The 22,348-nt window shown below is 57.9% G+C and carries 25 protein-coding genes and 1 pseudogene; 6 read left to right on the top strand and 20 right to left on the bottom strand.

Going from position 1 to position 22,348, the window contains the following annotated elements:
- The first annotated feature begins 9 nt into the window (after positions 1–9).
- A complete protein-coding gene (locus Q1M54_RS15780; protein ID WP_300559255.1) occupies positions 10–627 on the top strand; it encodes an RNA-binding protein in 618 nt (205 codons plus the stop codon).
- A gap of 76 nt (positions 628–703) precedes the next feature.
- Here Q1M54_RS15780 and lptC read toward each other — a convergent pair whose 3' ends face one another.
- Genes lptC through Q1M54_RS15765 form a run of 3 tightly spaced genes read right to left on the bottom strand, consistent with a single transcriptional unit; the run spans position 704 to position 2,866 of the window.
- Complete coding sequence (gene lptC / locus Q1M54_RS15775; protein WP_300559251.1) at positions 704–1,312, bottom strand: LPS export ABC transporter periplasmic protein LptC; 609 nt, start codon at positions 1,310–1,312, stop codon at positions 704–706.
- Positions 1,309–1,887, bottom strand: a complete 579-nt coding sequence (locus Q1M54_RS15770) for an HAD hydrolase family protein (RefSeq protein ID WP_300559249.1) — start codon at positions 1,885–1,887, stop codon at positions 1,309–1,311. Before Q1M54_RS15770 ends, lptC begins: the two co-directional genes overlap by 4 nt.
- Before the next feature lies 1 nt (position 1,888).
- Complete coding sequence (locus Q1M54_RS15765) at positions 1,889–2,866, bottom strand: KpsF/GutQ family sugar-phosphate isomerase (RefSeq protein WP_300559246.1); 978 nt, start codon at positions 2,864–2,866, stop codon at positions 1,889–1,891.
- 126 nt (positions 2,867–2,992) lie between these two features.
- On the opposite strand from Q1M54_RS15765, the gene Q1M54_RS15760 reads away from it, so the two are divergent.
- Positions 2,993–3,547 carry an adenine phosphoribosyltransferase gene (locus tag Q1M54_RS15760; RefSeq protein ID WP_300559243.1) on the top strand — a complete coding sequence of 185 codons (555 nt, stop codon included), beginning with the start codon at positions 2,993–2,995 and terminating at the stop codon, positions 3,545–3,547.
- A 114-nt stretch (positions 3,548–3,661) separates the two neighbouring features.
- Positions 3,662–4,198 carry a 2,4'-dihydroxyacetophenone dioxygenase family protein gene (locus tag Q1M54_RS15755; protein WP_300559240.1) on the top strand — a complete coding sequence of 179 codons (537 nt, stop codon included), beginning with the start codon at positions 3,662–3,664 and terminating at the stop codon, positions 4,196–4,198.
- A gap of 78 nt (positions 4,199–4,276) precedes the next feature.
- Here the strand turns inward: Q1M54_RS15755 and Q1M54_RS15750 are convergent, their stop codons facing one another.
- The 17 genes from Q1M54_RS15750 to rpmH form a co-directional block, all read right to left on the bottom strand.
- Positions 4,277–5,236 carry a branched-chain amino acid ABC transporter permease gene (locus tag Q1M54_RS15750; protein ID WP_300559238.1) on the bottom strand — a complete coding sequence of 320 codons (960 nt, stop codon included), beginning with the start codon at positions 5,234–5,236 and terminating at the stop codon, positions 4,277–4,279.
- A gap of 4 nt (positions 5,237–5,240) precedes the next feature.
- Entirely contained in the window at positions 5,241–6,125 is an 885-nt protein-coding gene (locus Q1M54_RS15745) for a branched-chain amino acid ABC transporter permease (RefSeq protein ID WP_300559235.1), read from the bottom strand.
- 33 nt (positions 6,126–6,158) lie between these two features.
- Positions 6,159–7,373, bottom strand: a complete 1,215-nt coding sequence (locus Q1M54_RS15740) for an ABC transporter substrate-binding protein (RefSeq protein ID WP_300559232.1) — start codon at positions 7,371–7,373, stop codon at positions 6,159–6,161.
- 31 nt (positions 7,374–7,404) lie between these two features.
- Complete coding sequence (locus Q1M54_RS15735; RefSeq protein WP_300559230.1) at positions 7,405–8,115, bottom strand: ABC transporter ATP-binding protein; 711 nt, start codon at positions 8,113–8,115, stop codon at positions 7,405–7,407.
- Complete coding sequence (locus tag Q1M54_RS15730; protein ID WP_300559228.1) at positions 8,108–8,884, bottom strand: ABC transporter ATP-binding protein; 777 nt, start codon at positions 8,882–8,884, stop codon at positions 8,108–8,110. The genes Q1M54_RS15735 and Q1M54_RS15730 overlap by 8 nt, the downstream gene beginning before the upstream one ends.
- Positions 8,885–9,043: 159 nt before the next feature.
- The gene (locus Q1M54_RS15725) at positions 9,044–10,027 is read right to left on the bottom strand and encodes a fatty acid desaturase family protein (RefSeq protein WP_300559226.1); all 984 of its coding nucleotides are present in this window, start codon (positions 10,025–10,027) and stop codon (positions 9,044–9,046) included.
- The gene (locus Q1M54_RS15720; protein WP_300559224.1) at positions 10,014–10,592 is read right to left on the bottom strand and encodes an amino acid synthesis family protein; all 579 of its coding nucleotides are present in this window, start codon (positions 10,590–10,592) and stop codon (positions 10,014–10,016) included. The genes Q1M54_RS15725 and Q1M54_RS15720 overlap by 14 nt, the downstream gene beginning before the upstream one ends.
- Positions 10,593–10,685: 93 nt before the next feature.
- Complete coding sequence (locus tag Q1M54_RS15715; RefSeq protein WP_300559221.1) at positions 10,686–11,654, bottom strand: tripartite tricarboxylate transporter substrate binding protein; 969 nt, start codon at positions 11,652–11,654, stop codon at positions 10,686–10,688.
- A gap of 55 nt (positions 11,655–11,709) precedes the next feature.
- Positions 11,710–12,705: a zinc-dependent alcohol dehydrogenase family protein gene (locus Q1M54_RS15710; RefSeq protein WP_300559218.1), complete on the bottom strand. Its 996-nt coding sequence runs from the start codon at positions 12,703–12,705 to the stop codon at positions 11,710–11,712.
- A 14-nt stretch (positions 12,706–12,719) separates the two neighbouring features.
- Positions 12,720–13,586 (bottom strand): fumarylacetoacetate hydrolase family protein, encoded by an 867-nt coding sequence (locus tag Q1M54_RS15705; RefSeq protein ID WP_300559215.1) that lies wholly within the window; start codon positions 13,584–13,586, stop codon positions 12,720–12,722.
- Positions 13,587–13,594: 8 nt separating this feature from the next.
- On the bottom strand, positions 13,595–14,149 hold the full coding sequence (locus Q1M54_RS15700) for a VOC family protein (RefSeq protein ID WP_300559212.1): 555 nt from the start codon (positions 14,147–14,149) through the stop codon (positions 13,595–13,597).
- Between the two features lie 26 nt (positions 14,150–14,175).
- The gene (locus tag Q1M54_RS15695) at positions 14,176–14,865 is read right to left on the bottom strand and encodes a GntR family transcriptional regulator (RefSeq protein ID WP_300559209.1); all 690 of its coding nucleotides are present in this window, start codon (positions 14,863–14,865) and stop codon (positions 14,176–14,178) included.
- 141 nt (positions 14,866–15,006) lie between these two features.
- Positions 15,007–16,419, bottom strand: a complete 1,413-nt coding sequence (gene mnmE, locus Q1M54_RS15690; protein WP_300559206.1) for a tRNA uridine-5-carboxymethylaminomethyl(34) synthesis GTPase MnmE — start codon at positions 16,417–16,419, stop codon at positions 15,007–15,009.
- A gap of 63 nt (positions 16,420–16,482) precedes the next feature.
- Positions 16,483–18,177 (bottom strand): membrane protein insertase YidC, encoded by a 1,695-nt coding sequence (gene yidC / locus Q1M54_RS15685; protein ID WP_300559204.1) that lies wholly within the window; start codon positions 18,175–18,177, stop codon positions 16,483–16,485.
- Complete coding sequence (gene yidD, locus Q1M54_RS15680) at positions 18,174–18,449, bottom strand: membrane protein insertion efficiency factor YidD (RefSeq protein WP_300559202.1); 276 nt, start codon at positions 18,447–18,449, stop codon at positions 18,174–18,176. Before yidD ends, yidC begins: the two co-directional genes overlap by 4 nt.
- On the bottom strand, positions 18,446–18,895 hold the full coding sequence (locus Q1M54_RS15675; RefSeq protein ID WP_300559253.1) for a ribonuclease P protein component: 450 nt from the start codon (positions 18,893–18,895) through the stop codon (positions 18,446–18,448). Before Q1M54_RS15675 ends, yidD begins: the two co-directional genes overlap by 4 nt.
- A 67-nt stretch (positions 18,896–18,962) precedes the next feature.
- Positions 18,963–19,097 (bottom strand): 50S ribosomal protein L34, encoded by a 135-nt coding sequence (rpmH, locus tag Q1M54_RS15670; protein WP_005798102.1) that lies wholly within the window; start codon positions 19,095–19,097, stop codon positions 18,963–18,965.
- A 240-nt stretch (positions 19,098–19,337) separates the two neighbouring features.
- On the opposite strand from rpmH, the gene dnaA reads away from it, so the two are divergent.
- The 3 genes and pseudogenes from dnaA to gyrB all read left to right on the top strand — a co-directional run.
- Positions 19,338–20,738, top strand: a complete 1,401-nt coding sequence (gene dnaA, locus Q1M54_RS15665) for a chromosomal replication initiator protein DnaA (RefSeq protein WP_300559199.1) — start codon at positions 19,338–19,340, stop codon at positions 20,736–20,738.
- Positions 20,739–20,888: 150 nt separating this feature from the next.
- Positions 20,889–21,998 (top strand): DNA polymerase III subunit beta, encoded by a 1,110-nt coding sequence (dnaN, locus tag Q1M54_RS15660; RefSeq protein ID WP_019426797.1) that lies wholly within the window; start codon positions 20,889–20,891, stop codon positions 21,996–21,998.
- An 85-nt stretch (positions 21,999–22,083) separates the two neighbouring features.
- Positions 22,084–22,348: pseudogene (gene gyrB / locus Q1M54_RS15655) on the top strand (DNA gyrase subunit B); the annotation flags it as partial.

Genomic DNA, 22,348 nt, shown 5'->3' with positions numbered 1-22,348 from the left:
GTCCCTTTCATGGGCAACAAACTTTACGTCGGCAACCTGCCTTATTCGGTTCGTGACAGCGATCTGGAACAAGCCTTCGGTGAATTCGGTGCGGTGACCAGCGCCAAAGTCATGATGGAACGTGACACCGGCCGCTCCAAAGGCTTCGGTTTTGTGGAGATGGGCAGCGACGATGAGGCGCAAGCCGCCATCAACGGCATGAATGGCCAGCCTTTGGGTGGCCGCAACGTGGTCGTGAACGAAGCACGCCCCATGGAAGCACGTCCTCCTCGCACCGGTGGTGGCGGGTTCGGTGGCGGTGGTGGTTTTGGCGGCGGCCGTCGTGAAGGTGGTGGCGGCTATGGTGGCCCCCGTGAAGGTGGTGGTGGCTATGGCGGTCCCCGTGAGGGCGGCGGCGGCGGTGGCTACGGCGGCGCGCGTGAAGGTGGCGGCGGCTACGGCGGTGGCCGCGATGGTGGTGGCGGTTACGGCGGTGGTCGCCGTGAAGGTGGCGGCGGTTATGGCGGTGGCGGCGAAGGTGGCGGCGGTGGTTTCCGCAGCCCTTACGGCGCAGGCCCGCGTGGTGGTGGTCGCCGTGATGGCGGCGGCGGTCGCGATGGTGGTGGCGGCTACGGCGGTGGTTACTGACCCCTGCACGGGCTAGGGTCAGACCTTACCTTGGCCCTTGTTTCGACAAAGCCCTGCTTCGCAGGGCTTTTTGCTGTCAGGGTTTGCGGGTGGGAGACAGAACCGACTTCACCCGACCCTGCAGTTCGTAGTGCCCATTGCGAGTGTCAAAGTCCATGGTCTCAGAGGTGAAGACATCACCATCGCGGACGATTTCAACCGGCACTGAAGAGACCAAGCGCTCCTCATCCATCAGCGCCGTTAAAGCCTCACCTTTGAGCGTCACGCGCGGCCCTTTTTGGTCAGCCGCTCGGACCGCGAACACACCGCCGGTCAAATCGACTTGTTGCTCGGGTTCTTTCGAGACGCCAAGACGGGCCTGTGCTTGAAAGCGTGTCCCCAGTTCGTTTTCGGCAAAGATCCGGATGTTCTGAATGTGCAGCTCTTGCTTTGCTGGAAAGTGCGTGGCACTTTGCCCACTGATTTCACGGGTCATGCGGCCCGATATGTCAAAGGACTTGACGGTGAATTTTTCGAGTCGGTAATCGGGCTCGACGCGCAGCAACTTGTCGGTTCCCGGTGGCAGCAACTCTGGCATGCTGCGAACCAACCACCAGCTGCCCAATGCCAGCAAGCCAAACAAGATCAATGGCAAGTAAATGGTGAGTCGGTCCAGCGTGCGTCGCAGACGCATCCAGGCGCTCATGCAGAGGCACCCTTGTGGTCACTCAGGCCGACCTGTGCCAGCAAGCCGGCGTAATGGCCGCCTGCGACCAGCAACAAGTCGCAAAATGCCCGGGCTGCCCCTTCACCACCGCGTTCAGCCGTGGTGTGGTGGGCCAGTGCTTTGGCTTGGGCATGGGCGTTGGCGGGGGCGCATGCAAAGGCCGCCCGTTGCATCACCGGCAGGTCTGGCCAATCGTCGCCCATGGCGGCTGCTTGCGACCATGTCAGCCCCAGTTGATCCAAAAAAACCTCGGCTGCAGGACGCTTGTCTTCGGTGCCAAAGCGGGCGTGGGTGATGCCAAGGGCCTGAAGGCGAAGGCGCAAAGGCGCAGAGTCACGCCCCGTGATGACGACCGGCGTGATGCCCGCCTTTTGCAGCAGTTTCAGGCCTTGGCCGTCCAGCGTGTTGAAACGCTTGAGAGTTTCGCCCGATTCTGAGAAGTACAGCCCACCATCGGTCAACACCCCGTCGATGTCAAAAAACGCGACACGAATTCCCTGGGCTTGCAGCAGCAACTCGGGTGGGTAAATCAGGGCGGGTGTCAGTGCTTGCATGTCAGATCACCTTGGCCCGCATCAGGTCGTTGGAGTTGATGGCACCGCACAAAACCCCCTCGGCATCGACCACCAAAATGCTGGTGATGCGGTGGAGCTCCATCATTTCGGCTGCCTCAACTGCGAGGGCGTCGTGACGGATGGTGCGAGGCTTGGGACGCATCACCTCGTGCGCCTTCAAGCTGCGCAGGTCAACGCCTTTTTCAATCAAACGGCGCAAATCGCCATCGGTGAACACGCCCAATACTTGGCCCTTGGTATCGGTGACGGCGGTGGCACCCAAGCCCTTGCTGCTCATCTCTCGCATCAGGGTGGTGAATTCGGCATCGGGCGCCACGTGTGGCACATCGTTGCCTTTGCGCATGACATCGCCCACATGCGTGAGCAGCTTGCGACCCAAAGAGCCACCCGGGTGAGAGCGTGCAAAGTCTTCGGGCTTGAAGCCCCGGGCATCCAGCAAGGCCACGGCCAAAGCGTCGCCCATGGCCAGCTGGGCCGTGGTGCTGGCCGTGGGGGCCAGGTTCAAAGGGCAGGCCTCTTTGCTCACCGAGCAGTCAATCACCACATCGGCATGGCGGGCCAAAGAAGACGCCATGCCGCCGGTCATGGCAATCAAGGGCACGCCCTGTCGCTTGAGCACCGGCAAGATGGCCACGAGCTCGTCACTTTCACCGCTGTTGGAGATGGCCAAGACCACATCCACAGTTTTGATCATGCCCAAGTCGCCATGGCTGGCTTCACCGGGGTGCACAAACATGGCCGGTGTGCCGGTGGACGCCAGCGTGGCGGCAATCTTGCGACCGATGTGGCCGCTTTTGCCCATGCCGGTGACCACCACACGGCCCTGAACGGCCAAGACCATGTTGACCGCTTTGACGAAGCGCTCGTCCAGACGGTCCTTGAGTTGAAGCAGCGCAGCCGCTTCAATGTCGAGGGTCTCTCGGGCGAGTTGCAGGGTGGTGTTGGTGTGGGCAAGCATAGCTTCATTTTATCGGCTCGAAGCCTTGTCGGCTTGTTAACATCAGCCCGGTTGGTCAAGCCGACCCGCATGGCCTGCTGTCTCTTGAACGGGTCATTTTCAAAGCCCCCATTGCGAGCCCAAGACATGGACAATCTGAATGTCAACGATTACCTGAAGAGCCACATCCGCACCGTGCCGGATTGGCCTGCACCGGGCGTGCAGTTCCGTGACATCACGCCCTTGCTGCAAGACCCCCGGGTGTTCCGCGTTTTGATCGATGCGTTTGTGCACCGTTACATGGCGCCCGACTTGCGCCCCGATGTGGTGGCCGGCTTGGATGCGCGTGGTTTTATCTTAGGCTCGGTGGTCGCTTATGAATTGGGCCTCGGTTTTGTACCGATCCGCAAAAAGGGCAAGTTGCCTTTCACCACCGTAGAAGAAACCTACGAGTTGGAATACGGCAGCGCCACCGTCGAACTGCACACCGACGCCGTCAAGCCTGGCCAGCGTGTCTTGCTGATCGATGATTTGATTGCCACAGGCGGCACCATGATGGCGGGTAAAAAATTGCTCGAAAAACTGGGTGCCAAGGTCATCGAAGGCGCGGCCATTGTTGACTTGCCTGAACTGGGTGGGTCGGAGCGCATCAAGGCCGCCGGTTTGAAGCTCTTCACCTTGGTGTCTTTTGCAGGGCATTGAAGGCGGTTGGCGTTCCTTTCGGGCGCAGATGGCGCTCAAAGCTGTCACACATGGCGCAGGCCAGCGAGGCACTCCGTTTTAAGCTGAGTGTTTTGAATTGTTCACTGCCCACCCATGAGCTCCAATCACACGCCACCAGCGGCCGCTGACGACCGCGTTCCTTATGCCAAACCCCAGCCATGGGGGATGTCGCCCGACATGGTGGTGCTCGATGTGCAAACCGAAGACGAGCGCTTGTGGGCCCCAATCGCCCCCGGCATTTGGTCGCGACCTTTGCATCTGAATGTGAGTGGTGGGTTTTATGTGCACCTGCTGAAGGTCAAACGCTCGGGCTTGCTCCAGCGTCACCGTCACTCAGGCATGGTGCATGCCCATGTCTTGCGCGGCAAGTGGCTTTACCTAGAACACGACTGGGTGGCCGAGGAAGGCAGCTATGTGTACGAGCCACCAGGCGAGACCCACACCTTGGTGGTACCCGACGATTGTCAGGACATGGTGACGATGTTCACCGTGCACGGTGCCCTGATGTACGTGGACACTCAAGGCAATGCCACGGGATATGACGATGTGTTCACGCGCATCGAGAAGTACCGCGCCCACTTCGAGGCTGTGGGGCTAGGGGCGGACTACGTGAAAAATTTCATGCGCTGAGTCGGCCACACCCCAGGGCCATGGCCCACAAAAAAACCGCCTGTTAGGGCGGTTTTTTTGTGGGTGTTGAGCGCAGCGTCACAAGGGTTTCTTGATCCAGTTGGCAATCTCACCAATGATGCCGCGTCGGAAGGCCAACACACACACCACAAAGATCACGCCCTGAATGATGGTGACCCAAGCGCCCAGCTGGGCCAGGTAGTTTTGCATGCTGACGATCACGGCGGCGCCGACCACGGGGCCAAACAAAGTGCCCATGCCGCCGACCAGAGTCATCAGCACCACTTCGCCTGACATCGACCAGTGCACGTCGGTCAGAGATGCCAACTGGAACACCAGCGATTTGGTGGCACCCGCTGTGCCCGCGATGGCACCCGAGATGACGAAGGCCAGCAGTTTGAATTTGTCGGTGTCGTAGCCCAAAGACGTTGCACGGTCTTGGTGCTCGCGGATGGCCTTCAGAATTTGACCAAACGGTGAATGGATAACGCGCCAGACAAACAAGAAACCCAGAATGAAAATTGCAAACACAAACATGTACATGTTCATGTTGTCTGCCAGATCAAACAGGCCAAACAGGTGGCCGCGTGGCACGTTTTGGATACCGTCTTCACCGCCAGTAAAAGGGGCTTGCAATGCGAAGAAGAAGATCATCTGGGCCAAAGCCAAGGTGATCATCGCAAAGTAAATGCCTTGGCGGCGAATCGCCAGAGAGCCCACCACATAGGCCAAAACGGTGGAACACAGCGTACCGAAAAGAACGGCCAACTCGGGCGTCAAGCCCCAGACCTTGGCAGCATGCGCCGACGCATAACCGGCTGTGCCCAAAAACATGGCGTGGCCAAAAGACAGCAGGCCACCAAAGCCCAGCAACAAGTTGAAAGCGCAAGCAAACAGCGCAAAGCACATCACTTTCATCAAGAAGATCGGGTAGACCCAGATTGGGGCAATGGCAAGGGCCAGCACCATGATGGCGAATGCCACCCAGTGTGAGCGGGAGGAACCAGAGGTCACAGTGGTCATTGCAGAGTTCGACATGGCTTTACTTCTGGGTGCCGAACAGGCCGGCGGGCTTGAGGAGCAGAACGATGGTCATGATCACAAAGATCACGGTGGCCGAAGCCTCGGGGTAGAAGACCTTGGTCAGACCTTCTACAAGGCCCAAACCAAATCCAGTGACGATGGCGCCCATGATCGAGCCCATGCCGCCAATCACCACCACGGCGAACACCACAATGATGAGGTCGGCGCCCATGGTGGGGTTGACTTGGTAAATGGGCGCAGCCATGACGCCGGCCAAAGCGGCCAAGCCCACGCCGAAGCCATAGGTCAAAGTGATCATGCGCGGCACGTTGATGCCAAAGGATTGCACCAGGCTGGGGTTTTCGGTGGCGGCGCGCAAGTAGGCGCCCAGCTTGGTGCGTTCAATCACGTACCAAGTGGCCAGACACACCACCAAAGAGGCGACGATGACCCAAGCTCGGTATTTGGGCAAGAACATGAAGCCGGTGTCGATCGCGCCCCTGAAGACTTCGGGCACGGGGTAAGGCATGCCCGAGGAGCCAAATTCGTGTCGGAACAAGCCCTGGATGATCAGTGCCAATCCGAATGTGAGCAGCAGACCATAAAGGTGGTCCAGCTTGTAGAGTTGCTTGAGCATGGTGCGCTCAATGAGCATGCCCGTGGCCCCCACCACAAGTGGTGTGACAACCAGAGCGACCCAGTAATTCATCCCCAGTTTTTGCATGCCCAGGTAGGCCACAAAGGCGCCCAGCATGTACTGGGCGCCATGGGTGAAGTTGATGATGTTGAGCAGGCCGAAGATCACCGCCAGGCCCAGCGAGAGCAGCGCATAAAACGAACCGTTGATCAGTCCGATCAGCAATTGCCCAAAGAGGGCTTGGGAGGGAATGCCAAAAATTTCCATGGCGGTGACTTTGGTTAGCTCAGAACAGTGGGATTACTTCTTGACGAGTGGGCACTCGCTCTCGGACAAGGGGCGGAATGCCTCGTTGGCCGGGATGGTGGCAGCCAGTTTGTAATAGTCGTAAGGGCCTTTGGACTCCGAAGGCTTTTTGACTTCAAACAAGTAAGCGGGGTGAATCTTGCGGCCATCGGCACGGACAATGCCCTTGCCAAACAGCGGATCGTCAGTGGGCAGCTCTTTCATCTTGGCCGCCACTTTGGTGCCGTCATCGGTCTTGGCTGCTTCAACGGACTTCAAGTAGTGAAGCACGCTGGAATAAACACCCGCTTGCACCATGGAAGGCATCTTGCCGCTGTTGGCGCTGGCAAAACGGCGTGACCATGCGCGGGTCTGGTCGTTCAAGTCCCAGTAGAAGGTTTCGGTCAACATCAGGCCTTGTGCCACGTTCAGACCCAGCGAGTGCACGTCAGGCAAGAACACCAACAGACCTGCCAGGTTTTGGCCGCCACGAACGATGCCGAACTCGGCTGCTTGCTTGATCGAGTTGGTGGTGTCGCCACCGGCGTTGGCCAAACCAATGATCTTGGCTTTGGAAGCTTGCGCTTGCAACAAGAACGAGGAGAAGTCTTGTGTGGGGAATGGGGTGCGCACTTTGCCCACCACTTTGCCACCGTTCTTGGTCACCACAGCTTCGGTGTCGCGCTCCAGAGCGTGACCGAAGGCGTAGTCAGCCGTCAAGAAGAACCAGGTGTTGCCGCCGTTTTTGACGATCGCCTTGCCGGTGCCGTTGGCCAGCATGTAGGTGTCATAAGCCCAGTGGATGGTGTTGGCATTGCAAGCCTTGCCAGTCAAGTCAGAGGTGGCCGATCCGGCGTTCACGTGCAACTTGCCTTTTTCGCGGGCAATCGCTGCCACAGCCAAGCCCACCGAAGACGTGGGCACGTCGGCGATCATGTCGACCTTGTCGGTGTCAAACCACTGGCGGGCAATGTTGGAGCCCACATCGGGTTTGTTTTGGTGGTCAGCACCGATCACTTCAATTTTGAGTTTGGAGCCAGTGGCCTTAACGTAGTCTTCGACCGCCATGCGAGCCGCCAGCAAAGAGCCGGGGCCGGTGATGTCAGAGTACAGGCCCGACATGTCGTTCAACACGCCGATCTTGACTGTGCCGTCAGAGATCTGGGCTTGGGCGGCACCGCCAAAGGCACAAGCCGCAGCAGCGGCGATGGTGAGAAGTTTGCGTTTCATGGTGTTGTCTCCTGGTTTAAAAATAAAAAAATCAGACGCCGAGGTACTCGCTGAGCATGCTCATCTTGTTGGGCAATTCGGCTGAGGTGAAGCCTTCAACGATTTGCCCATGTTCCATCACATAAAAACGGTCGGCCAGTGGTGCGGCAAAGCGGAAGTTTTGCTCCACCATGATGATGGTGTAGCCCTTGGCCTTGAGCGAACGGATCATGCGGGCCAAAGCCTGCACAATGACAGGCGCCAAACCCTCCGAGATCTCGTCCAGCAGCAAAAAGCGGGCGCCGGTGCGCAAGATGCGGCCAACGGCCAACATCTGCTGCTCGCCACCCGACAGGCGTGTGCCAGGGCTGTTTTTGCGCTCTGACAAGTTGGGGAACATCTCGTAAATTTCGTCCAGACCCATGCCGCCTGCAGCGATCACGGGTGGCAGCATCAGGTTTTCTTCACAAGTCAGGGATGCAAAAATGCCGCGCTCTTCTGGGCAATAACCAATGCCGAGCTTGGCAATTTGGTGCGGCGCCATGTTGACCGACTCGGTCCCGTTGATCGTGATCTGGCCGGTGCGTCTGCCCACCAAACCCAGAATCGATTTGATGGTGGTGGTGCGGCCTGCGCCATTTCGCCCCAGCAGGGTCACCACTTCGCCTTCGTTGACGGTCAGGTTCACGCCATGCAGGATGTGCGACTCGCCATACCAAGCGTGCAGGTCGCTGATGCGCAGAAATTCTTTGGGCTCAGCCATGGGCCCCCTCCAACTGGTTTTCGGTCGTGCCCATATAGGCCTCGAGGACTTGAGGATTTTGAGAAACCACCGCGTAAGGCCCTTCGGCAATCACTTGGCCGCGTTGCAACACGCTGATGGTGTCGGCGATCTTGGCGACCACGTTCATGTTGTGCTCCACCATCAAAATGGTGCGGTTAGCCCCCACTTTTTTGATCAACTGTGTGACGCGGTCCACGTCTTCGTGGCCCATGCCCTGTGTGGGCTCGTCCAGCAGCATGAGCTCGGGCTCCATGGCCAGTGTGGTGGCAATTTCCAGTGCGCGCTTGCGACCATAAGGCAGCTCAACCGCCATCAAATGCGACATGTCTTGCAGGTCAACTTCAGCCAGCAGTTGCATGGCGCGGTCGTTCAGGCTGTCCAAGACACGTTCAGAGCGCCAGAACTGCATGGACATACCTGCCCCGCGTTGCAAGGCGATGCGCACGTTTTCAATCACCGAAAGATTGGGGAACGTGGCGGAAATTTGGAATGAACGCACGATGCCGCGACGGGCAATCTGTGCAGAACGTTCGCCGGTGATGTCGCGGCCGTTGAACAGGATCTGCCCCCGGGTGGGAATCAAGAACTTGGTCAGCAAATTGAAAACCGTGGTCTTGCCGGCACCGTTGGGTCCAATCAGTGCGTGGATCTCGCCGCGTCTAACCTTGAGATTGACGTCGTTGACAGCAATAAACCCTTTGAACTCTTTGATGAGCTCGCGGGTTTCGAGAATGATTTCATCAGCCATTGCGTCTTGCACCAGGACGGGAAAAAGAAAAATGTCTTGGTGCGCATTCTGTGACCCGTTCAAAAACCGCGTTACATGGTTATCCCGAATGCATGTCCCATAAGCGACTGGACTTGCGTGAGCCTGACAGACTGACGCCATCCCGTTGCGCAAAACGCCTCAGATCAGTGCGGCGCCCTTGCGCTGTGACTGTGTGCCACCGGTATCGCCATGGTCACTTTTTTTGCTGGTGGCCAAGCGCAGCACCTGCACATAACCGGTGGCCAGTTCCATTCGTGGCCCCAAGCCTTGCTCAATCAGCATGCGGTGGGCCGCAGGCAACTTCCAGCACGGGGTGAACACAAACAGATGATGTTCCAGGTGGTAGTTGACCCAATAAGGTGCCAGCACCATGCGCATGCCCCAATGGGTGAGGGTGGTGCGCGTGTTGCGCAAGCGGTCATGGTTGTCGCCCACCACCGCATGCTCGGCGATGTTGCGCACCCGGCTGATCACTTGGTACCAAGTCAGTAAGGGCAGCAGCCATAAGGCAAAGTACGCCCACCACACACCGGCTGCGGCGGTGACCGCGAAGATGAGCAGGTTGCTGAAAAAGAAGTACTTTTCTGCGGCCATCAGTTTTTTCAGGCGTTGCCAAGGGTTCGGGTCATCGCCCATTTCCATGCGGAAAAATTCCATGCGCCGCTGGTAGCCGGTGATGCCCAAAATGTCCCGCCGCATCTTGCGCCAAAAACTTTGACGGGTAATGGGAAAGGGGGCCGACAAAATCAGGTCGGGGTCTTCCGGTTGCTGGGTGTGGCGGTGGTGGCTCAGGTGATAGGGCCGGTACAGCGTCAGGCTCGCTCCCACAGGCCAGCCGCACAAAAACGCCCCCAACTTGTCATTGAGCCAGGTGTTTTTGAAAAGGGCGCGGTGCGCCGCATCGTGCATCAAAATCGCCATGCCCAGCTGCCTTCCGCCGATGACGATCACGGCAACGATGAAGCTCAAGGGGTTGGGCCAAGCCACAAAAAATGCCATGGCCAGCGCAACCATGCCCCAGGCATGCAGCACCAAATAAGCGCCCATCCAGTCCGAGCGTTCGCGCAAAAAAGCGTCTTGCTCGGGGGTCAGCATGGGATGAGTGGCATCAACGTTGGCCATCGTGCACAGAGACCTTGTCCACGGTCAATCCACCCAAACGAGAGTGAACCCGACCGCCCGTGCCCATCACCAGCGCAAACAAAATCTCATTGGGACGGGGCGCGTCTTGAATGCCCACCTCCATGCTGTTGAAGTGGCTGCGCACATAGCAAGCATGGATGTAGTGCACGGGTACCATGATGCGGTAGCCCGCACTGGCCACGGCTTTGCTGGCCGGTACGATGGCTTTGGGGTCACCCAGCAAAGACCGCATGGCCCAGCCACCGGCCTCGTGCCAGACGGCGCCGTGTTCCATTTCGCCATTGACCCCCACGATGGCCGCTTTGCTGTAAACCTCGATGTTGTCTTTGCCCAAGGTGTCAATCAACTCTTGGGCCAGCAGCGTGCCCAGCGAACGGAGCTCTGCCATGAAGGTCATGAGGTCCGGCGTGTAGGTGCCTGCATAAGGGTTTTGAATGACGGCACACGCAGCAGCCAGTTTCAAAGGCCGATCGGTGACCGGACCCCCTTCGTGGTAAGTGGTTTCGATGGTGAGGCTGCGTTTGCGGATTTGGATCAGTGACATATAAGGCTTTCAAAAAAGGGCGGACCATGGGGCTTGGGCGTGCTTACACGAGCATATAAGCATGGACAAGGCTCCCATGAAACGTCGGGCGGCTTAGTTTTTCGGGATTTTCGCGTCGTTCACCACTTGAATCCATTTTTGGGTTTGTGCGGCCACCATGCTTCGCATTTCCTCTGAGGTGCTGCCACGTACATCGCCGCCCATGTCTTCCAGGCGCGACTTGACGGCGGGAACCAAGAGGGCTTTTTGCAACTCGGCATTCAAGCGGTCAACGATGGGTTTGGGTGTGCCTGCAGGCGCCATCAAACCAGCCCAAGATTGCACGTCGTAACCCGCGACCCCTTGCTCAGACACGGTGGGCACATCGGGTAGACCCTGCCAGCGCTGGGGTCCGGTGGTGGCAATGGCGCGAAGCTTGCCAGACTTGATGTTGGCCATCACCGCTGTGGGCGGGGCAATGATCATTGGGATTTCGCCGCCGAGCAGCGATGTGAGCGAGGCCGAGTCGCCCCGGAAGGGCACGTGCAGCAGCTGTGTTTTGGACATGCTGGCGAGCAACTCGCCGGCCAGATGGTGGGTCGAGCCGATGCCGGCGGTGCCGTAACTCACTTCGGTGGGGTTGGCTCTGGCTGCGGCCAACAAGGCTGACAAGCTGGGGTATTTGCTGTTGGCCGGAACGACCACCAAGAACGGGAAGTAAGTGATGGTGCTGACCATCTCAAAGTCCTGCACTGTGCGGTAGGCCAAGTTGTTGTACAAAGCGCCAGCCACTGCGTGTCCGCCTGTGGCCAACAACAAGGTGTAGCCATCGGGCCGTGCTTTGGCGACGGTGGTGGCCGCAATGGTGCCGCCAGCGCCGGCTTGGGCTTCGACCACGATGCTTTGGCCCAAGCCCTTGCTCATTTCCATCCCCACCGTGCGGGCAATGTTGTCAGCGTTGCCACCGGGGGCAAAGCCTTGCATGACCTTGATGGGGCGGTCTGGATAGGTTTGCGCCAGCGCGATCCCTGGCAGTGCCAAGGCGGTGAGGGTCACAGTGGCGAGAAGTTGTCGACGAAGCATTTTTGTCTCCTGGTTATTAAAGTTTCAATGTCAATTTCACGGTTTCAGCTGCGGATCATGGGTGCATGACCAGCTTTCCACTGACAAGACCTTGGTCGAGCAAGGCATGGGTTTTTTGGACCTCGCTGAGCTTGAAAATTTGAGGGGGCGTAAAGCGCACGCGCTGCTGCGCCAGCAGCGCAATGGCGTCGTTCATCAGTCCGCGCCGTGTGTCCTTGTCAGCATCAAAGGTGTGCATGGAAAAACACCGAATGGCCAGGCTTTTTTCCAGCAATTGGCGCATCACCTGGAAGGTGTCTTCGGTTGGAGGACCCTGCACGATGTTGTAGGACACCAGCGTGCCAAACGGCGCCAAGCTCTTGAGCCCATCGACCAGACTTTGACCGCCCAAGTGGTCAAACACCAGACTCAAGCCCTTGCCATTGGTGATGTGTTCAAGTCGCTCTTTGGGTGTTTCGTTGTCGGTGCAAATGACGTGGTCAAAGCCATACGCCAAAGCAAACTCAGCTTTGGCGCGGCTTCTGCTGGTACCAATCGTGACACAACCTTGCAATTTGGCCACTTGGCACAGCATGCCCGCCACGCCGCCTGAAGCACCAGTGATCAGCACATGCGGCGTGTGTGATGCGATAGGCCCTGCGATCTGCAGGAGTGCCAGTGCCAGCTGCAAATTGGGCAGACTCACCGCATCGTCGAACGAGACGGTGTCGGGCAAGCGGTAGGGGGCTTCTTCGGGTACCACGATGGCTTCTGCATAGCAGCCGCCTCGTTGGGGCAACTCGCGGGCGCTGATCAACACGCGATCACCTTCTCGCCACTGTGTCACCCCTTCGCCCACCGCATCCACCACACCGGCCAGCTCACCACCTGGAATGGCTGGCAGTGGCGGCATCCACTTGTAAATACCTTTGCGCAGCAGCACATCTGGGCGTCCTACCCCGATGGTGCAGGCCTTGACGCGAACCTGTCCCCGACCAGCCACCGGCTCAGGAAGGTTCACTTCCAGCAGGTTTTCAGGTCCGCCAGTCACATGGACTTGGATCGCTTTCATGTTCAGGCGAGCGCTCAGGCTTGAGCGGCGATGGGGTTGACCAAAGTGCCGATGCCTTCGATCTCGACTTCGCACACATCGCCGGGCTTCATGAACCATTGCGGCTTGCGGCTCCAGCCCACACCTGCGGGCGTGCCAGTGGCGATCACGTCGCCAGGTACCAGTGTGAAGATGGTCGAGGCATAGCTGATGAGTTTGGCGATCGGGAAGATCATGTGGCCCGTGTGGCTCGACTGCACCACTTCGCCATTCAGGCGTGTGATCAGCTTCAGTTCTTGGTTGGGTGCAATCTCGTCAGCCGTCACCATCCAGGGGCCAAAGCCGCCGGTGGACTCGAAGTTTTTGCCCGAAGCAATTTGCTTGGCGTGAAATTGCCATTCGCGGATGCTGCCGTCGTTGTAGCAAGAGTAGCCCGCCACATGGTCAAAGGCATCGGCTTCAGAAATGTTGCGACCTTCTTTGCCAATGATTACCGCCAACTCGCCTTCCCAGTCGAGTGAGCCCGAGACCTTGGGGCAAATGATGGGCTGACCGTGCGCGACTTGTGAGCGCCAAACACGCAGAAAAATCGGCGGCTCCTCGGACAGTTCACGGTGCATGCCTGCCGCCAGCACTTCTTTGTGGTGGTCCATGTAGTTGCGCACGGCGCAAACGATTTTTTCCGGTTTGGGGATGACCGGCAAGAAGGTGATGTCGCCCATGGCAATGGACGTCTTTTGCTGGGCTGCGTCGTGCTGCGCCTGCAAGTACGCGCCCGAGGCAATGTAGTCTGTCAATGTGGCAAATTGCGGCATCGCTTGGCCCAGATCCACGACGGTATCTGGACCTGTCACAGCGCCCCATGTTTCGCGGCCTTGGTGAACGAAGGAGAGTAATTTCATGAAAGTTCCTAGGGTGAAGTGATTTGGATTTTTTGAGCGAATTGCGCTTGCCATTGGTCAATGGGCATGAAGCTGGGGTCACTGCGGCAGATCGCTTCGGTCTCGCGCAGGATGGTGGCGTCGTCTTGGCTCAGGTCGAGCGGATCGCCGTGTGGCTGAGAGATGTAGAACGGCATGTCGATGTAGGTCTCGACCGTGTTGCCCTCAGGGTCTGCAAAGTAAACAGACAGTGCATTGCCGTGGTTCATGGGCATCACCTTGGTGGCGCCCAAGGCCATGGCTTTGTCACGTAAATCGCGCAGTGTCTGGATGGAGGGCACTGCAAAAGACAGTTGCATCACGGTGCTGAAAGTAGCCTCTGGCGGACGTCCTCCCGCGATGACCAATTGGTGGTGCTGGTCGGGTGTCGAACTCAAAAAAACCAAGGGGGCTTTGAAGGTTTTGCCTACCCCTCGGTCATTGACAACCATGCCAAAAACCGAGGTGTAAAAGTGCACCATTTTGTCGACATCCCAAACATAGATGCCGAAGTGAGAAGGGGTGGGTTTTGTGACTTGCAGCATGTGGTCTTTGGTTTGAAGGTTAAAAATCAGGTGCGATTTTTTTGCATCAAGGCAAAAGCAGCCAGCACATTGGTTTGCGTGCTGGCAATGTGTTCGCTGAGCATTTGGGCGGCGGTGGCTGCATCGCGCCGCACCACGGCCTTCATCAGGGCGCGGTGCTCGGCGTCTTTCTTTTTGAGCACGGTTCGGTTGCGTGCTGCAAAGTGCCGATACCGCTCAGCTTGGTCAAACAGACTCATGCTCCAGGTCAGTTGGCGCTCAGAAGGGCAGGCGGCGATCAGTGACATGTGAAAGTCCCGGTGCCGTTGGCTCCATTCGGCATCGAGCACCACCGGCCCCTGCGGCAGGCGGGACTCGATTTTTTCGAGGCGGTGAAAGCTCGCCACGATGCTTGCTTCCCAAGCGTCATCGCCGTGTTGGATCGATTCGTGCAACGCTGTCACGTCAAGCAGCAGGCGCATTTTGGTGATGTCGGCCAAATCCTCTGGCGACATGGCGGCCACCCGAAAGCCACGACGCTCGTCTGCTGTGACCAGCCCTTCTTGCACCAAACGATTCAGGGCCTCGCGCAGCGGGCTGCTGGAAAAGCCATATTGCTGTTGCAGGGCATCCACTTTGAGTTTGGTTTCTGGCACATGGCGGCCGGACAAAACGTCCAGGCGCAAAGCCTGGAAGGCTTGCTCAGAGACGGTGGTGCTGGGGGCTGTTTCTTGCATGATTTTCAAATTGTGCACAAAATTAGCCTCAGACGCACCCACGCAAACCCTAATCAAAGGTGTGGCTGAGTGACCATTGAATGACCGAATGGGACGTTGTTGCCGAGCGCTGCAAGCCCGGGTGGCGACACCTGCAGAGGCTTACTTGCCGATGCAAAAGCTCGAAAAAATCACGCCCAACAAATCGTCTGCGCTGAACTCGCCCGTGATTTCATTGAGTGCGTTTTGACCCAGGCGCAGTTCTTCGGCCAGCAGGTCAAGGTTTTGCGCTTGCGCTGCCAAATGCGCATCGGCCACTTCCAGGTGCTCGCGCACCCGGCGCAGCGCTTGCACATGGCGTTCGCGGGCAATGAACAGGCCTTCGCTGGCTTGCTGCCAACCGGCTTGCTGCAGCAATTGCTGGCGCAGGGCTTGCAGGCCTTCTCCCGTGCGCGCAGACAGCGTCAAGCCCGTGCGTTCTTGTGTGCTGCTCGTTGCATCGGCCTTGTTCCACACATCGACCACTGCCACGCTGACGGGCAAGCGGTTTTTCAGAGCCGTGGCAATGTCGGCGTCGGCCGCGTCGTAATCGGGCATGCCCACGCGCGTCAGGTCGTGCAAAAACAGCACCGCGTCGGCGTTCTCGATCTGACCCCAGGCGCGGGCAATGCCGATTTGTTCGACCTCGTCCACGCCTTCGCCTTCGCGCAGTCCGGCGGTGTCGATCACATGCAGCGGCACCCCTTCAATCTGAATGGTTTGCTGCACCACATCGCGCGTGGTGCCCGCAATCGGGGTGACGATGGCCAGCTCAGCCCCGGCCAACGCGTTGAGCAGCGAACTTTTGCCCGCATTGGGCTGTCCTGCAATCACCACCTTGATGCCTTCTCGCAGCAAGGCACCTTGGCGGGCTTTGCTCAGCACCGTGTCCAAGGCCGCTTGCAGGCGGTTCAGCTGGCCCTGTGCATCGGCCTTTTGCAAAAAGTCGATCTCTTCTTCCGGGAAGTCCAGCGTCGCCTCCACCAACATGCGCAGGTGAATCAGCGCATCGCGCAGCACATGGATCTCTTTGGAGAAATCACCCGCTAATGACCGGCTGGCGCTTCGGGCTGCGGCCTCGGTGCTGGCATCGATCAGGTCGGCAATCGCCTCGGCCTGCGCCAAGTCGATCTTGTCGTTCAAAAAAGCGCGCTCAGAAAACTCGCCCGGTTGCGCCACACGCAACCCGGCCAAACGCAGCTGGCCTGTGGCGGGGTCCACTTCGGCCGCCGCTTGCAGGCAACGTGCCACCAGCAGTTGCAAGACCACAGGGCCACCGTGTGCCTGCAACTCCAGCACGTCTTCGCCAGTGAACGAGTGCGGCGCCACAAAATGCAAAGCCAGACCATGATCAATCGGGCTGCCATCGGCATCGGCAAAGGGTAAATACGTGGCCTCGCGCGGCTTGAGTGTGCGGCCGCACAGCGCATGAATCAGCGGCGTCAGATACCGGCCCGACACCCGCACGATGCCCACGGCACCGCGACCGGGTGCGGTGGCGATGGCGACGATCGGATCTTGGTGTCTGGCGAGCATGGCGGTCTTGGACGAGGTGAAGCAAAAAAAGGCCGCTTGCGCGGCCCTTGGGGTGGGGTGGATTTACTTGAACTTGGGCAAGTTGAACTGCGGCGGCACGCCCATCCGGGTGTTGATCATCCATTGCTGGGCGATCGACAAGATGTTGTTCGTGATCCAGTACAGCACCAAGCCGGACGGGAAGAAGAAGAACATGACCGAGAAAATCAGCGGCATCATCCACATCAATTTGGCTTGCATCGGATCAGGTGGCGCGGGGTTCAATGCCGTTTGCAGCAGAGTTGTCAGCGTCATGATCAGCGGCAAAATGTAGTAAGGATCGGGTGCAGCCAAGTCCTGAATCCAGCCCAGCCATGGGGCATTGCGCATCTCCACGCTGGACAACAGCACCCAATACAGCGCAATGAAAACAGGGATCTGAACCATGATCGGGAAGCAGCCACCCATGGGGTTGACCTTCTCTTCACGGTAAATCCTCATCATCTCCTGCTGCATTTGCTGCGGGTTGTTTTTCAGGCGCTCACGCATTTCCATGATCTTGGGGTTGATGGCTTTCATCTTGGCCATGCTGGAATAGGCCTTGGCATTGAGCCAATAGAAAGCGATCTTGATCAACAGCACCAGGGCGACGATGGACCAGCCCCAGTTTTGCAGCACGCTGTGCAGTTGGTCCAGCAACCAGTACAAGGGCTTGGACAGCATCGCCAACCAGCCATAGTCTTTCACCAAGTCCAGGCCTGGCGTCAGGGCTTCGAGTACTTTTTCCTCTTGTGGACCGCTGAACAACTGGTTGCTGAGGCTGCGGGTTTGACCCGGTGCCAACTCCGCAAAAGGTGTGATCATGCCCACGGCATAGAGGTTGGTGTCGACCTTGCGGGCAAAGTTCTCGCGCTGTATGCCTTCAGGCAACAACCAAGCGCTGGCAAAGTAGTGCTGCACCATGGCCACGTAACCATTGGGCGAAGATTTTTCGAACTCGACTTTGTTCTTTTCGATGTCGGAAAACTCCAGCTTTTGGTATTTTTTGGCTTCGGTGTAAACAGCCGGTCCGGTGAAAGTGAAGTAAAACGCCGATTCGCCCTCGGGTTTGTTGCCATCACGCACCAGTTGCATATAAAGCTGTGGCGATACAGGGACGGTGCCATTGTTCACCACATCATGCTTGACGTTGATGACGTGACTGCCGCGTTTGAATGTGTAGGTTTTGACGAGCTGAACACCGTTGATCTCGGCCGATTCAAAACGAACCGTCAACTCATCCTGACCATCTTTGAGTTTGCGCTCTCCGCTGAAGCGCATGGGGGTCTTGTGGGTTGGGAAATCCCCGCCGATCAAGCCGGTTTGCGCCATGTAAACGCGGCTGCTGCTCTGGTCCAACAGCACCATGTTCTTTTTGGGATCGACCAAATCGCTGTGCTTGGTGAACTCGCTGCGCACCAATGAACCGCCCTCGGTGTCAAAGCTGAGTTTGAGCACGTCGGTTTCGATCTCGATTTTTTCACGGGCAGCTGCCGTGGTGCTGGATCCCGAGGTGGGCACCTGTCCTGGCGATGCTGCGACGGGCGCCGTGGTGGCCGTTGGCAATGCGTTGGCGCCGGAAGTGACCGCAGCAGGTGCAGGGGCAGCAGCGGGCGCGGTTAATTCAGGCTTGGGGAAAAAAGTGGCTTTTTTCCCGTTGTGCAGTTGCCATTGGTCCCAAAGCAGAACCAGGGAAAAACCAAAAATCACCCAAAGGATGGTGCGACGGATATCGTTCATGGGGTCTTCTTTGACGACGTAGAGGGAAACAAAGCAGAGAACAAGCGGGGTGCTTGCGTGGGAACAGGATCATGGCCGCCCTTGCACCAAGGGCTGCACCGCACCAAACGGTGCAGAGTCAGGTAGCTGCCAGCAGCGGCGCCATGCAAGGACAATGCGTCCAAAGCATAGGCGGAGCAAGTGGGCTCGAACCTGCAAGATGAGCCCAGCCAAGGGCTGAGCAGCAAGCGGTAGCCGCGCACCACACCCATCAAAAGGCGCTGAATGGTCATGCGGTGTCCTTTGGCTGAGTGGGTTGGAGCGCTGCGCGTTCAAAAAGCTGTTCGAGCTCAAGCCGTACAGCCAACTTGAGTTGGTCAGATGTGGCGCTGATGAACAACTTGCGGTCAAACGTGGTGCGAAGACGCACCACATGCGCAGCCACAGGCAAACGTTCGCCATAGCGTTCGCTCACGTTGTAAATCTGCCTTTTGATGGCGTTGCGGGTCACGGCGCGCCGCGCCCAGCGCTTGGGCACCATGGCACCCAGCCAAACACCAGACAAGTCAAAAAGGGCCTGCTCCGGTGAGGGTGCAGGCCCGATGTGTTCGGCGGGGGCCGATGGGTTGTCTGTGGGCTTGGACAGGTTCAAGCGGTGCAACGCAAAATGCGCTGTCCGAGAGACCGTACCACCCGCCAGGGCAGCCTGAAACTGTGGGCGTGTTTTTAAACGCTGCACGATGGCCATGCCCCGATTGCAACCGCCCGAAGTGGCGATTGGCCACGAACAGACGGCTGAACAGTCATTAGACAGCCAGGCGCTTGCGGCCTTTGGCGCGGCGAGCATTGATCACAGCGCGGCCGCCACGAGTTTTCATGCGAACCAGAAAGCCGTGGGTGCGGGCGCGACGTGTCTTGGATGGTTGGTAGGTGCGTTTCATAACTCTTCCTTTGTGCCCAATGCCATGAATCAGCTTTGGGCGAAACCCAAGATTATCGCAAACTTTCAGGCCAGCGGCAAACAAACTGTATTTTTGTCCATCAGGGTGTGTCCGGAGTGTTCGAGCTTGGATGTGGTTTATGATCAACTTTCTTTTCGATACAGCATGTGGATAAGCTCTTGATAAAGCCCATCGTTCCGTGCATCGTGACCACTTCTGTCCACAATAAAAAAGTACGCAATGACCGAGGGAATGACTCCGGAATTTCAGGCCGATCCAAGCCCATCCTTGTGGCAAGCCTGCGTCGACGACCTGGCGCGAGAGTTGCCAGAGCAGCAATTCAACACCTGGATCAAACCGCTCTCGGCACAGGTGTCCAAAGACCATCAAACAGTCACCATCTATGTGGCCAACCGTTTCAAGTTGGACTGGATTCGTGCCCAATATGCGGGCCGTCTGAGTGCTTTGCTTGAGAGCCTCCAAGGTCACCCTGTCAAGCTTGAGTTAGCGATCACTCAGCGCGAAAGCGGCATCAGGACTTCAAAAGCCTCAACGCCCTCCTCTATGGACATGCCGGTGGCTTTGGCGGTGGTGGCCGACGAGGCGGCGACCAACCCCTTTCGCAATCGACTCAACAGTGCCTTGAATTTCGACAACTTGGTCGAAGGCACGGCTAACCGCATGGCACGTGCCGCGGCCATGCATGTGTCGGGTTCGCCAGGGCATCTGTACAACCCCTTGTTCATCTATGGTGGCGTGGGTTTGGGTAAGACCCACCTCATGCACGCCATTGGCAACAAACTGCTGGCTGACCGCCCCGAAGCCAAAGTTTTGTACATCCACGCTGAACAGTTTGTGTCGGATGTGGTTAAAGCCTACCAGCGCAAGACTTTTGACGAGTTCAAACACCACTATCACTCGCTCGATTTGCTGCTGATCGACGATGTCCAGTTCTTTGCCAACAAAGACCGCACGCAAGAAGAGTTTTTCAATGCATTCGAGGCCTTATTGGCCAAAAAGTCGCACATCGTGATGACCAGCGACACCTATCCCAAGGGGCTGGCCGATATCCACGAGCGCCTGGTTTCGCGCTTTGATTCGGGCTTGACGGTGGCCATGGAGCCGCCCGAGTTGGAGATGCGCGTGGCGATTTTGATCAACAAAGCCATCAGTGAAGGCAGCGAGATGCCCGAGGAAGTGGCGTTTTTTGTGGCCAAAAATGTGCGCTCCAACGTGCGTGAGTTGGAGGGCGCGCTGCGCAAAATCCTGGCCTATTCGCGTTTCAACCAAAAAGACATCTCGATCCAGTTGGCCCGTGACGCCTTGCGCGATTTGCTGTCGATTCAAAACCGCCAGATCAGCGTGGAAAACATCCAGAAAACCGTGGCCGATTACTACAAGATCAAGGTCGCCGACATGTACAGCAAAAAGCGCCCGGCCAGTATCGCCCGCCCGCGCCAGATCGCCATGTACCTGGCCAAAGAAATGACCCAAAAGAGCCTGCCCGAGATCGGCGAACTGTTTGGGGGGCGTGACCACACCACGGTGCTGCACGCCGTGCGCAAAATTGGTGCAGAACGTCAGCAAATGACCGAGTTGAACCAGCAACTTCACGTTTTGGAGCAGACACTCAAGGGTTAAACCGCCATGTCCCCGTTCCACAGGTTTGTTTTCGGTGATTTGACCCCTATGAAGCCCATTTTCTGGGCAAAAAGCGGCGAAAATGCACCCTGTAGCGAAAATTTCGTCCTGATTTGATCTGAGACGATAAAAACCACCAAAGGTAGACAAATGATCGTCCTGAAGGCCACCCAAGACAAATTGCTGTCGGTTCTGCAATCCGTGTCCGGCATTGTTGAGCGCCGTCACACATTGCCTGTATTGGCCAATGTGCTGATCCGCAAAACTGGTCACGCACTGCAACTGACCACCAGTGACCTCGAAATCCAGATCCGCACCACGGCCGAGATGGAAGGCGATCCAGGCGATTTCACCACCACCGTGGGTGCGCGCAAACTCATCGACATCTTGCGCACCATGCCCGCTGACCAAACCGTCAGTCTCGAATCGTCACAAGCCAAGCTGATCTTGAAGGGTGGCAAGTCCAAGTTCACCTTGCAGACTTTGCCGGCCGAAGACTTTCCGCTGGTGCAAGAAGCCGCCAGCTTTGGCCCCGTGTTCAGCGTGCCGCAAAAAACCCTCAAGCAACTGCTGGGACAGGTCTCGTTTGCCATGGCCGTGCACGACATCCGCTACTACCTCAACGGCATCTTGTTTGTGGCCGAGGGCAACCGACTGAGCCTGGTGGCCACCGACGGTCACCGCTTGGCATTCACAGCCGCCACGCTGGATGTGGAGGTGCCCACCAAACAAGAAGTCATCTTGCCGCGCAAGACCGTGCTCGAGCTGCAACGCTTGCTGTCGGATGCCGATGGCGCGATCGAGATGCAATTCGCCAACAACCAAGCCAAGTTCAGCTTTGATGGCATGGAGTTCGTGACCAAGCTGGTCGAGGGCAAGTTCCCCGACTACAACCGCGTCATCCCCAAGGGTCATCGCAACAACCTCACGCTGGGCCGCCAAGCGCTGCTGTCTTGCTTGCAGCGCACCGCCATCTTGACCAGCGACAAGTTCAAAGGCGTACGCCTGAACCTTGAGCCCGGCACTTTGCGTGTGGCCTCGACCAACGCCGAACAAGAAGAAGCCGTGGACGAACTCGACATCGATTACGGCGGCGACGCCATCGAGATCGGTTTCAACGTGACCTACATCATCGACGTTCTGGCCAACATGGGCCAAGATATGGTTCGCATCGATTTGGCCGACGGCAACAGCTCGGCCTTGATCACGATTCCAGAAAACGACAACTTCAAATACGTGGTGATGCCCATGCGCATTTAAGGCCCGCGCCATACGGCTATAGACCTTATCGAAACCCGCGACCCCTCGCGGGTTTCGGCCATTCAAGCGACAGAGAAAATTGAACATGACCGACGAAATCAACCCCAGCGAAGACGCTTTCACCACCGCACAACCCAAGATCGACGCCAATCAGGCGGGCGCATCTGAAGGCTACGGCGAAGGCTCCATCCAGATTCTGGAAGGCCTGGAAGCCGTGCGCAAACGCCCCGGCATGTACATCGGTGACACCTCTGACGGCACGGGTCTTCACCACTTGGTGGTCGAGGTCGTGGACAACTCGATTGACGAAGCACTGGCGGGCCACTGTGACGACATCGTCGTCACCATCC

Origin of the sequence: Limnohabitans sp. Rim8, assembly GCF_943326455.1 — a bacterium.
Classification (GTDB): Bacteria; Pseudomonadota; Gammaproteobacteria; order Burkholderiales; family Burkholderiaceae_C; genus Limnohabitans_A.
Note: the sequence above shows the minus strand (reverse complement) of the source record. Positions and strands in the feature narration are given on the sequence as shown.